General features: G+C 42.2%; 5 protein-coding genes and 1 pseudogene. 3 read left to right on the top strand and 3 right to left on the bottom strand.

The window, feature by feature from the left end:
• Positions 1-84 precede the first annotated feature (84 nt).
• On the bottom strand, positions 85-339 hold the full coding sequence (locus MHN02_RS21010; protein WP_239247906.1) for a hypothetical protein: 255 nt from the start codon (positions 337-339) through the stop codon (positions 85-87).
• Between the two features lie 396 nt (positions 340-735).
• Here MHN02_RS21010 and MHN02_RS21005 point away from each other — a divergent pair, with 396 nt between their 5' ends.
• Together MHN02_RS21005 and MHN02_RS21000 are read left to right on the top strand one after the other, a co-directional pair.
• Positions 736-1344: a BON domain-containing protein gene (locus tag MHN02_RS21005; protein WP_014976823.1), complete on the top strand. Its 609-nt coding sequence runs from the start codon at positions 736-738 to the stop codon at positions 1342-1344.
• Positions 1345-1955: 611 nt separating this feature from the next.
• Entirely contained in the window at positions 1956-2333 is a 378-nt protein-coding gene (locus tag MHN02_RS21000) for a hypothetical protein (protein ID WP_039216567.1), read from the top strand.
• Positions 2334-2463: 130 nt separating this feature from the next.
• On the opposite strand, the gene pyk is transcribed toward MHN02_RS21000, so the two are convergent.
• Positions 2464-3900 carry a pyruvate kinase gene (gene pyk, locus MHN02_RS20995; RefSeq protein ID WP_239247904.1) on the bottom strand — a complete coding sequence of 479 codons (1437 nt, stop codon included), beginning with the start codon at positions 3898-3900 and terminating at the stop codon, positions 2464-2466.
• Between the two features lie 238 nt (positions 3901-4138).
• Entirely contained in the window at positions 4139-4990 is an 852-nt protein-coding gene (locus MHN02_RS20990; protein WP_014949854.1) for a MurR/RpiR family transcriptional regulator, read from the bottom strand.
• Between the two features lie 284 nt (positions 4991-5274).
• Between MHN02_RS20990 and MHN02_RS20985 the strand changes: the two are divergent.
• Positions 5275-5634, top strand: a pseudogene (locus MHN02_RS20985) (glucose-6-phosphate dehydrogenase); the annotation flags it as partial.

Here is a 5634-nt window from a genome sequence, read left to right as displayed (position 1 = left end):
AATCCGATCACTTACGGTAAAACTGGCAGGGACGAAAAAGAAGAAGAAAAAGCGATCGGATAAAACCGAAACGACCGATCGGATTCACCGAAATACGCACCAGATAACCTGATAAATAAGGCTAACTGTTAATCCAGCGACAATAATTACTGCTAGGCTATCTATCTGTGCGTAATAGGTTGATTCAAAAATATGCCCAGCAATTAGCAAAGAAATGATAGCTGCTATTTGTAGTCGCGGAAATTCCCACACTCTTACTAACCAATGAGAAGAAGGAAGCAAAGGGGCCCAGCTTACGGCTATAAATAAGACTGAAACAGCAGTAAGTGCAGTATCCATGTCTAGTTGGTCCTTGAGTTAAATTAACGAAAAACACTCCACCTGTTGCTTCTGTCTGCAAGATTAAATTAATGGCAGCTAGTGAAGCGATACGAATCGTTATAACTACGGCTGCTTTGTGAAATAAGTTTAACCTAGGTATCACTGCAACAAGGTGGCGGGCAACGGCGAAGAGTTATTTCCTAGTACAATTAAGAGGTGCTTTCTTAAGTGACGTTGACGAGTTTTGGGCATTAACAGAGTTAAGTAAAAAGTTCTCAAACAAAGGCAAAGTTTGCAAAACAAAAAATACTTAACTAGCCCTGGAACTGAATATTTATCATATAAAACAATATCTTATTTTGTTGGCAAGGAATTGGCATGACTATCTACGAGTTTCGACAAAGGAGAAATGTTATGAAACGTTCACTTATTTCTATGATTGTTGCTACAACTTTGACTACAGCTGCATATGCAGGTGACATGGACACAGACAGCACAAGTAATAAATGGGAGAAAGGTGCCAAAGACGCATGGATTGATGGCAAAGCAGAAGCAACGCTGTTGTTCAATGGTAACCTTGATTCATTCGACATTAATACTGACGTTAAAAACGGTAATGTCGTTCTTACTGGTAAGGTTGAGAACTCTGTTGATAAAAAGCTAGCGGAAGAGCTAGTAGCGAATATTGACGGTGTAACGTCTGTAGACAATAAGCTTACGGTTGTCTCTGACAAAGATATGGAAGGCGACATGTCAGATGACATGGAAGATACTGTAGACGAAGGTACAAGCGAATTAACTGACGCCAAAATCGCCACAGTAATCAAAACCCGTCTTCTTATGGATACCGATATTTCAGGTTTCGACATCGATGTTGACGTAGAAAACGGTGTAGTAACACTGACTGGCGACGTTGATTCTGATGCTGAGCGCGACCTAGCTGTAGAAATTGCTAAGAATGCTTCTGATGTCAAGGATGTTGAAAGCAACCTTCGCGTAGTTACTGAAACCGCAATGAACTAATGGTTTCTTTACTCGACTTAATGAAAAGGGGCATTCGCCCCTTTTTTCTTGCCTAACATAAGCAAGGTAGGCCGGTCATTACATCGACATAGTGCCGGCGTAGTCCATGGTGTAACGGAAACGTCAAATAACGAGAAGGCAAAAGGCATTATTTTTATTTTAGACATTTAAACTTTTTCATAGACAATCGCTTAGCAATGCTACTTATACTGATGACTATGCACACGGCAATATTTAGCGCAATAAATGAACTTTTTGGTAACACCGAAGAGGCACTAAACACTATATTCTTTATCTGCTGTTTACTTGAGGCCGTTTCGCTAACTTTTGTTCGGAAGGGCTTTGATTACGCCTAAAGCAAAGACACGGAAAATTTCTCTTAAAGTGTGTAGAAAATTCTTTCAATACATTTCGTAGTAGCAGTCTTGTTTTATATCTTACTGAAATACAAAGAAATATATTGTGGTATAGAAGCTGCAAATTCAAATTACACATAGTAATTAAAATTAGCGCGCTGACTGGCATACACTAACTTTTCAGCGCCAAGATCATTTACCAAATAAGTTGTTCTTCAGAATATGAGCAGTTCACAATTGGTCAAGGAGTGAGGCATGAACGTTTTAAAGTGGGTTTATTCAGCTATAGTTGTTTCAGTTGTAATAGCATTAATTGGTTTGTTCGGGCAGGGTAAGCTTTCAATTAGCCAAGCAACAGCTGATGACGCTGAACGCACAGTTCACGCAGATATCGTAAAAGTTGAACAGACATTATCACTTGTAGAGTTTGATCTATCCAAAAAGGCGCATCTGCTTAGAAAAACACGCTTAGATTTTTATGTTAAGCAGGCAAAACAAGCTGATTTAAGAGGCTGGAAATTTAAACGTGACGAGTTTGTTGAGCGCGCTGAGAACATCCTTAGCCACCATCTTTCTCAATATGCGAACGATATCGCTCAAGAGACAGAGAGCTATACCGCACAGGCAATTTAGCCCAAACATCATTATTGAAAACGCCCTTTACATTTTGAGAACGTAAGGGGCATTTTTGACTTTCATATCCACACAAATTTCAGGCAAAAAAAACGAAGCATTAAGCTTCGCTTTAATGTTGTTTTCGTTGCTATTCGACTTCTACGATTTTAAGGGTATTAGTTGCGCCTACTTTTTCCATTTCATCGCCATAAGTCAGAATGATACTGTCTCCGCTTTTCACTAAGCCTTTTTCTTTAAGTGATGCAATGACATCGTACTTCAATTTGCCAGGTTCACTGTTAGATGAGTCGAAGAAAACCGGCTTAACGCCACGGCAAAGTGCCATTGTATTTAGCGTTGATTCGTGACGAGACATTGCAATAATTGGCAGAGCTGTAGTGATGCGTGACATCAATGTTGGCGTAGTTCCGCTTTCAGTTAAACCTACAATCGCTTTAACGCTTGGCAAGTGGTTTGCAGCGTATACAGCAGAGAGGGCAATTGATTCGCTAGTAGATGAAAACTGCTGGTCCATGCGGTGCTTAGAGATTTTAACGCTTGGATGGGTTTCTGCACCTTCACACACTCGGGCCATAGCAGCAACCGTTTCGATAGGGAAGTTACCCGCGGCAGTTTCAGCAGAAAGCATAACCGCGTCAGTGCCATCAAGTACGGCGTTCGCAACGTCCATTACTTCTGCGCGCGTTGGCATGGGGCTATCAATCATAGACTCCATCATTTGAGTCGCAGTAATAACCACTTTGTTCAGTTGACGAGAGCGGGCGATAAGCTTTTTCTGAACGCCAACAAGTTCTGCGTCTCCAATTTCAACACCTAAATCACCACGGGCTACCATAACGGCGTCTGATGCTGTAATGATGTCGTCCATGGCTTCGTCAGACGCCACCGTTTCAGCACGCTCGACCTTTGCACAAATTTTTGCGTAGCAGCCAGCCGCTTCGGCAAGTTCTCGCGCGTAGTTCAAGTCTGCGCCGCTGCGAGGAAATGACACTGCAAGGTAATCAACACCAATTTTCGCGGCGGTTTTAATGTCTTCTTTGTCTTTTTCGGTAAGTGCATCTGCAGAAAGACCACCGCCTTGACGGTTAATGCCTTTATTGTTTGAAAGCTTGCCGCCTACTGTTACTTCAGTAATCACTTTGCGGCCTTCAACGCCAGTTACTCGAAGCTGAATACGACCGTCATCAAGAAGCAGAATATCGCCTGCTGATACATCATCAGGAAGCGCTTTGTAATCAATACCTACTTGATTAATATCACCTTCGTCGCGGCCTAATTCAGCGTCTAGAATGAATTTTGCGCCAACCTCTAAACGAACTGCACCTTCGGCAAAACGAGCAATACGGATTTTAGGGCCCTGAAGATCACCTAAAATCGCTACGTATTTACCTAGGTTCTTTGCTGCCTGACGAACGCGCTTTGCACGTTCAATGTGGTCTTCGGCTTGTCCGTGTGAAAAGTTCATGCGCACAGTGTTTGCGCCTGCGGCAATAAGTGCCTGAATCTTTTCAAGTGAGTCGGTTGCAGGTCCTAGGGTGGCAAGAATTTTCGTTCTTCTGGTCATGTGATTCCGTCGCTGTTTCTAAGTTAGAAAAGACAAAGAGTGATAGGCTACGCGTTTATACGGTATGCCTGTAATCGCTTTACGTAATTTTATTACAGAATAATAGTTGAATTTGACAAAAATGTGAATGAAATAAACAAAAACGCCTAACTGGCTCGACCAGTTAGGCGTTTTCGCTGATTTATTGAACCAATATTGCTACGGTAGGTGGTTCTTATTTGATCACGTGGGAAGAAAATTACTCACCACGCTTTTCATAACGTGAACCACGCAGCGTATCCTTTACTCGCTTGAGATTCTCTCTGAACTTGTTGCCGCGGCGCAGTGTAAAGCCGGTTGCCAGTACATCAATTAGCGTGAGCTGTGCGATGCGAGAGGCCATAGGCATATACATATCAGTATCTTCCGGCACTTCCAGCGATAACACGTAACTGCACTCTTGTGCCAGCGGGCTATCTGCTGAGGTAATTCCTACTACAGTAGCGTCGTTCATGCGGGCAATTTGCGCTATTTCTACTAAGCTTTTAGTTCGGCCCGTATGGCTAATCAATACAACAACATCGCCATCTGAACAGTTCATGCAGCTCATGCGCTGCATCAGAATATCTTCAAAGTAGACCACTGGAACATTAAAGCGGAAAAACTTATTTAATGCATCGTGTGCCACTGAAGCTGAAGCGCCTAAGCCGAAAAATGAAATTTTCTGTGCCTGTGTAAGTAAATCAACAACGCGATTTACCACGTTCACATCCACAGATTGGCGAGCCACTTCCAGGGACGCCATGGTCGATTCGAATATCTTATTGGTATATTCGTCTGGGCTGTCGTTTTCATCAACATGGCGGTTTACGTAAGGCGTTCCGTTAGCCAGGCTCTGCGCTAAATGCAGTTTAAAGTCTGGGAAGCCTTTAGTATCAAGTCTTCGGCAGAAACGGTTTACGGTAGGCTCACTAACATCCGACATCTTAGCGAGGGTTGCTATACTCGAATGAATGGCCGTTTGTGGGTTAGCTAGAATTACTTCAGCTACCTTTTTCTCAGATTTACTGAATGCCGCTTGGTTTTGTGTGATTTTTTCTAAAATGTTCATACAGATATAGCAATTAGTTAGCACAATTTATTGTAAGGTACACCCGTAATAGTACCCAATGTGACGTCTGTGACAAGAAAAATGTAATTTTTTGACAATTTTTGTTATTTCAATCGGGTTAAATGAGGGTAAACTGAGGGAAACAGTAAAGATTCAGATCCTATAGTTGGTACAAGTTGTAATTTTACTACATTTGGTGTTAACTATACGGTAAAAATAGTCGTTAGTGTTGTAAATAACTGTACAATACGCCGCGGACACATACATTTAAAAGGTCGACGAATATGGTATTGGATAATTCCTACGAACCCTGTGATTTTGTACTTTTCGGTACACTGGGAGATCTTTCACGACGCAAGTTGTTGCCTTCTTTATATCAGCTTGAAAAAGCAAACTTGATGCACCCAGACACCACTATTGTGGGTGTTGCGCGTCAAGAAATGGAGCTGGATGCTTATATTGAAGAAGTTCATGCCAACCTAATCAAGTTTGGCGAGAAGAACTTGTGTGAAGCCACTTGGGAAAAAATGAAAGCGCGTTTGCACTACGCATGCGTAGACATGAAAGATGTGGAAAGTTACTGCGTTTTAGACGACCACGTTGACCCAACTCGCACCATGGTGTGTTACTTAGCTACACCGCCT

It is taken from the genome of Alteromonas sp. CNT1-28, from assembly GCF_022348345.1.
Classification (GTDB): Bacteria; Pseudomonadota; Gammaproteobacteria; order Enterobacterales; family Alteromonadaceae; genus Alteromonas; species Alteromonas macleodii.
This window is presented reverse-complemented; position numbering and strand designations above follow the sequence as displayed.